Origin of the sequence: Verrucosispora sp. SN26_14.1 (assembly GCF_004307965.1) — a bacterium.
Classification (GTDB): Bacteria; Actinomycetota; Actinomycetes; order Mycobacteriales; family Micromonosporaceae; genus Micromonospora.
On record NZ_SISL01000419.1, the window covers coordinates 1 to 5,166 of the forward strand.

A 5,166-nucleotide genomic window follows, 5' to 3' on the forward strand; every position below is an offset into this window, starting at 1 on the left:
GCGCCCGATCCGCGCCCGGTCGCCGACCAGCTCGCCACCGCCGCCGACCGGTTGGCCGGTTGGCGGGAGTGGGCGGCGGAGCAGGTCGTACCCCGCTGAGGCGGACGGCCCGGCCCGGTCGACATCGGCCGGGCCGTCCGCTCGCTTCCCCAGTACGTCGGCTTCGGAGGACGGGCTCGTCGCTCCGGGTACTTGCGGTTGGTGTCCTTTCGAGCTGAACCGTTCGTGCTGTCGGGCCTGGGGCCCGCCGGTGGTGGCGACCTCCGGGGCGGGGTGCTGCGACCCTGGTGCAGCACCCGGCTCAGTCGGCGGCCTGGTCCGGTCGGGTGCGGGCGGCCAGCCGGTCGTAGCGCTGGCGGGCGGCCTGGGCGCTGCCCAGGCCGAGTCCGTGCCCGATCGCCTGCCAGGTCAGCCCACGGCTGCGCGCGAGGTCCAGCAGTCCCGCCTCCATGGTGTCGATCTCCGCCCGCAGGTGTGGGAAGAGGGTCAGCGCGGCGAGCAGGTCTCCCTCGTCGACCGGTTCCTCACCGTTCGTAGCTTCGGCGGCCCCGGCAGCCAGGGCCAACACCACGGCGATCGCCGCGTACGGATCGGCCGCGTACGGGTTGGTGTGTCGACGGCGCTGGGCCTCGGTGGCGGCGTGCCGCTCGGTGAGCCGGTGCAGGGCCGCGTAGGTGCGGTGGGCCGGATCCTGGGCTGCCTGTGCTGAGGTGCGGGCGGAGGCGGTCATTCCCCCAGCCCACTACTTCAACGAAGCGTTGTCAACAAGGTGTTGAACCCTTGAGGTCGGAGGGGCGTCGATCGGCGGGCGTCGGTGGGGCGTCGCTTGTCCATCGAGGCGCCTGTCGAGCTGACCGCAGCAGCGGATCGGGCATAGCCGTCCGCACCTGGGGGCGGGCGATAGCGCCGACGGTTCAGCTCGAAAGGCGACCAGGAGGAGCACCGCAGGCCCGATTCGTCGAGGGTGCGCTCCCGCCGAGGGGTGGGATCGACATGCCGACCGTCTCAGCCGAGCGCGATGTCGTCCCGGACATGTTCGGCCGCGACCTGGACTCCCAGGTCATACCCGGGACGGACCATGCTGGGCTCTCCGAGACGTCGGCGCGTGGTTGCCGATCGAACCCCGGTCGCGGTTACCTGGACGGGTGGACCACTCCTGGCTGACCGCGCCCGCCGCCGAGATCGCCGAGACCGCGCGCAGGCTGCTGGGCTGGGAGGTCTCGGCCGGCGGCGTTCGGATCAGGCTGACCGAGGTCGAGGCGTACGCCGGGACGGGCGAGGACCCGGCCTCACACGCCCACCGGGGGCCGACACCGCGTACGAAGGTCATGTTCGGTCCGGCGGGCCACGCCTACACGTACTTCGTCTTCGGGATGCACTGGTGCCTCAACGTGGTCTGCGGGCGCGAGGGGGAGGCGGCGGCGGTCCTGCTGCGGGCCGGTGCGGTGGTCGACGGGGTGGATCTCGCCCGCAAGCGTCGCGGCGAGGTGCCCGACCGGGACCTGGCGCGCGGCCCGGCCCGGTTGGTGGTGGCGCTGGGGCTCGACGCGACGGCTAACGGCACCAACCTCGTCGACGGCAGCGGGCCGTTGCTGCTGACTCCGCCGACGCGTCCGGTCGCGCCGTCCGAGTTCTCCGCCGGCCCCCGCGTCGGCGTGGCCGCCGCCCACGACGTCCCCTGGCGCTTCTGGATCACCGGTGACCCGACGGTCAGCACCTACCGTCGCCACGTGCCCCGGCGACGGCACTGACTCGGGTCTGCCAGGCCGCTCTATCCGACCGCGGTGCGGACACCGAGACCGACCAGGAGTGCGCCGGTCAGCCGGTCCAGCAGTCGGCGGACCCGGAGGGTGCGCAGCAGCCGGGCCGCCGCACCCGAGACCACGGTCCAGCCGGCGAGCCAGCAGGTGTGCAGCACCGCGTGCGCCGAGGCCAGCACCAGCATCGGCACCAGCACGGAGCGGTGGGAGCCGAGGAACTGCGGGGCCAGGGTCAGGTAGACGGCGGCGGCCTTGGGGTTGAGCACGGTGCCGAGCAGCCCCTGCGCGTACGGATGGTGCCCGCGCCACGGCAGGCGCCGGGGCCGGCGGACGGTGGCCGGGCCGTCGGACAGAGCAGAGCCGTCGGACAGCGCAGGGCCGTCGGGCGGGGCAGAACCGGTCGGGTGTCGGCGACGGATCGTCGACCACAGCAGCCACAGCCCGAACCCGACCAGATAGGCGGCGCCGAGCAGCTTCACCGTCCAGAACGCCTGCGACGAGCGCAGCACCAGAGCGGCGAGGCCGATGGCCGCGAGCGTGCCGTGCACGTAGATCCCGGTGACCGTACCCAGGATCACCCACCAGCCCTGCCGGGGCCCACCGGCGGCGACCCGCGAGACGACCACGGTCAGGCTGGTGCCCGGGGTCAGGGTGATCGGCGCGACGGCGACGAGGAAGCCGAGCACGGCGACCCTGTCCAACCTCAGACCACCACGCGGTAGTGGGTGGTGAACAGTCCCGCGTCGTCGTACACGTGGAACGCCACCCCGGGTGGCTGGCGCAGGTCGACCAGCGGTCCGTCACCCTCCCAGGGCAGTCGGAGCGTGGAGACGACGCCGGGCGCGATCCGCAGGGGTCGGCCGGCGAAGGTGCTCGCGGCGGCGGTGTGGAAGTGGCCGGTGAGCACGGCGACGACCTGTGGGTGGGCGGCCAGCAGGTCGGCCAGCGGCGCGGTGGGGGAGAGCCGCATCGAGTCGACGACGGGGTGGTGCAGGGCGACCGGCGGGTGGTGGAAGGAGACGAAGACCGGAGTCCCGGCCGGCACCGAGCCGAGTTGTCCGGCGAGCCACTCCATGGTCTCCTCGTCGAGGTGACCGTCGTTCTCGCCCGGGATCGACGAGTCCGCGAGCAGGAAGACCGCGCCGGCGACGTCGTGCCGGGTGTTGATCGGGCCGTCGCCGCCGCCCGCGTCGCCGAGCAGACCCTTGCGGTACGCGTCGCGCACGTCGTGGTTGCCGGGGCAGACCATCACCGGCAGTGGCGACGCGAAGAGTTCCGCGGCGAGCCGGTACTCGGCCTCCTCGCCGTGGTCGGCGATGTCCCCGCTGATCAGGATCGCGTCGACCGGTCGGGGCAGGGCGTGCAGGTGGTCCATCACCCGGGCGGTCCGCTCGGCCGAGCGGGGATGACTGTCGAGGTGCGTGTCGCTGAGGTGGGCGATGACGAGCACAGCAATCCCCTAATGGTTGTAGCGTCCGCAAGCATTAGGGAAACTACACTCGATCGCACGGGGCGCGTCAAGCAGGACCTGAGGAGGCCCGATGTCACAGCAGCTCGTGCTCGCCCTGGCGAGCACCATCCGGCACGACGGCAACGGGGGCGTGGCCGACGACCTCGCGGACGTGGCCGGGCTGGCGGCCTGGCTGCGGGAGCAGGCCGAACCGCTGCGGGAGTACGCCGCCGAGCCCTTCGCCGGTACGCCGGACGAGCACCTGCGGCGCGACGTGGTAGCCGTACGCCGTGCCGTCCGGGCACTCTTCGCGCACGCGGTCCGTCCGGGGCCGCCCAGCCGGGCCGACTCCTCGACGTTGATGCCCGTGCCGGACGCCGTCGAGCGACTCAACGAGGATGCCGGCCGGCTGCCCGTGCGGCCGGTGCTGAGCTGGCCGGACGGGTCGACGCCGACGATCGCCTGGCGGGGTGCCGCGACCGACGCCCGGCGGTGGCTCGTCGCGGTGCTGGCCCGGGCGGCGATCGAGTTCCTCACCGGCCCGGCCCGCACCCACCTGCTCGCCTGCCCGGCGCCGCGCTGCGTGCGCTACTTCGTGAAGGACCATCCGCGCCAGGCGTGGTGCAAGCCGTCCTGCGGCAACCGTGCCCGGGTGTCCCGGCACTACCAGCGCCACGCGGCGAGCCCGACGGTTCCGTAGTGTTTCGGCGGCGTCCTCGGCTTCCCGGCGGCGTCCTCGGCCGGGCGGATGAGCGCGGCGTGACGGGGGACACTGGTGGGGGCCGGGGTTACGGAATAGTTGACGAGTCAAATATGTTGTCCGCGACGCCGGGTACGAACCGCCCGGGTCGGACGACACGAGGAGCTGTCATGCAGTTCGGAGTCTTCACCGTCGGCGACGTCACGGTCGACCCGACCACCGGTCGTGAGCCGACCGAGGCGGAGCGGATCAAGGCGATGGTGGCCATCGCGCTCAAGGCCGAGGAGGTCGGTCTCGACGTCTTCGCCACCGGCGAGCACCACAACCCGCCGTTCGTGCCCTCGTCGCCCACCACCATGCTCGGCTACATCGCCGCCCGCACGGAGCGGCTGCTGCTGTCCACCGCGACCACGCTGATCACCACCAACGACCCGGTGAAGATCGCCGAGGACTACGCGATGCTCCAGCACCTGGCCGACGGCCGGGTCGACCTGATGATGGGGCGCGGCAACACCGGCCCGGTCTACCCATGGTTCGGGCAGGACATCCGCAACGGCATCCCGCTCGCCATCGAGAACTACGACCTGCTGCGCCGGCTCTGGCGGGAGGACGTGGTCGACTGGTCGGGCAAGTTCCGTACCCCGTTGCAGTCGTTCACCTCGACGCCGCGACCGCTCGACGGCGTGCCGCCCTTCGTCTGGCACGGCTCGATCCGCAGCCCCGAGATCGCCGAGCAGGCCGCGTACTACGGCGACGGGTACTTCGCCAACCACATCTTCTGGCCGGCCGAGCACACCCGCCGGATGGTGGGCCTCTACCGGCAGCGTTTCGCGCACTACGGCCACGGCTCCGCCGACCAGGCCATCGTCGGCCTCGGCGGGCAGGTGTTCCTGCGCCGCAACTCCCAGGACGCGGTCCGCGAGTTCCGGCCGTACTTCGACAACGCGCCGGTCTACGGGCACGGCCCCTCGCTGGAGGAGTTCACCTCGCAGACGCCGCTGACCGTGGGCAGCCCGCAGCAGGTGATCGACCGGACCCTCGGGTTCCGGGAGTACGTGGGCGACTACCAGCGTCAGCTCTTCCTGGTCGACCACGCCGGCCTGCCACTGAAGACGGTGCTGGAGCAGCTCGACCTGCTCGGCGAGGAGGTCGTGCCGGTGCTGCGCAAGGAGTTCGAGTCGCTGCGGCCCGCCCACGTACCTGCGGCACCGACGCACGCCTCGCTGCGCGCCGCCGCCGAGCGGGCCGCCTCGGGC

6 protein-coding genes are annotated in these 5,166 nt (G+C 72.6%); 3 read left to right on the forward strand and 3 right to left on the reverse strand.

The annotated features are described in order from the left end of the window. Positions 1-301: 301 nt before the first annotated feature. Positions 302-730, reverse strand: a complete 429-nt coding sequence (locus tag EYA84_RS25875) for a DNA-binding protein (RefSeq protein WP_131056199.1) — start codon at positions 728-730, stop codon at positions 302-304. A 415-nt stretch (positions 731-1,145) separates the two neighbouring features. Between EYA84_RS25875 and EYA84_RS25880 the strand changes: the two genes are divergently transcribed. Next, the gene (locus EYA84_RS25880; protein ID WP_131056201.1) at positions 1,146-1,751 is read left to right on the forward strand and encodes a DNA-3-methyladenine glycosylase; all 606 of its coding nucleotides are present in this window, start codon (positions 1,146-1,148) and stop codon (positions 1,749-1,751) included. Positions 1,752-1,771: 20 nt separating this feature from the next. On the opposite strand, the gene EYA84_RS25885 is transcribed toward EYA84_RS25880, so the two are convergent. Together EYA84_RS25885 and EYA84_RS25890 are read right to left on the reverse strand one after the other, a co-directional pair. After that, positions 1,772-2,461, reverse strand: a complete 690-nt coding sequence (locus EYA84_RS25885) for a LysE family translocator (protein WP_131056203.1) — start codon at positions 2,459-2,461, stop codon at positions 1,772-1,774. Positions 2,462-2,463: 2 nt separating this feature from the next. Next, a complete protein-coding gene (locus EYA84_RS25890) occupies positions 2,464-3,210 on the reverse strand; it encodes a metallophosphoesterase (protein ID WP_131056205.1) in 747 nt (248 codons plus the stop codon). Between the two features lie 91 nt (positions 3,211-3,301). Here EYA84_RS25890 and EYA84_RS25895 point away from each other — a divergent pair, with 91 nt between their 5' ends. Both EYA84_RS25895 and EYA84_RS25900 read left to right on the forward strand, forming a co-directional pair. Continuing rightward, positions 3,302-3,910, forward strand: a complete 609-nt coding sequence (locus EYA84_RS25895) for an ABATE domain-containing protein (RefSeq protein ID WP_131056207.1) — start codon at positions 3,302-3,304, stop codon at positions 3,908-3,910. Between the two features lie 170 nt (positions 3,911-4,080). Further along, the coding region (locus EYA84_RS25900; protein ID WP_131056209.1) for an LLM class flavin-dependent oxidoreductase at positions 4,081-5,166 on the forward strand (1,086 nt) is incomplete at its 3' end.

What these genes read in the sequence shown, in the direction of transcription:
- EYA84_RS25895 (WP_131056207.1), top strand. Translation starts at nt 3,302, where the DNA reads ATGTCACAGCAGCTCGTGCTCGCCCTGGCGAGCACCATCCGGCACGAC.
- EYA84_RS25875 (WP_131056199.1), bottom strand. Translation starts at nt 730, where the DNA reads ATGACCGCCTCCGCCCGCACCTCAGCACAGGCAGCCCAGGATCCGGCC.